Source organism: Cupriavidus sp. 8B, assembly GCF_054589115.1.
On record NZ_BAAILO010000677.1, the window covers coordinates 1 to 304 of the forward strand.

Genomic DNA, 304 nt, shown 5'->3' on the forward strand with positions numbered 1-304 from the left:
ACCACGATGGCCTGGGTCCGCCGCTTCCGCGCACTCGCCCCGATCACCGCCATCAGCACCGAACTCGTCCGCTTCGACATGCAGGCGATGCAGAACACCGAGATCTCCGGCGTCGAGTATCAGCAGGGCGAACTGGCCGGCTACGAAGTCCGGGAGTACCTGCTAGAGAAGTGGGGGCGGCAGTGCGCCTACTGCGATGCCGGCGAGGCGCTGCTGGAAATCGAGCATATCGATGCCCGGGCAAACGGAGGCTCGAATCGGGTCTCCAATCTGACACTGGCTTGCGTGCCTTGCAATAGGAAGA

General features: G+C 63.2%; 1 protein-coding gene. It reads left to right on the forward strand.

Annotated elements, in window-relative coordinates:
- On the forward strand, positions 1–304 hold a 304-nt coding region (locus ACYP5B_RS54055), incomplete at both ends, for an RRXRR domain-containing protein (RefSeq protein WP_459575750.1).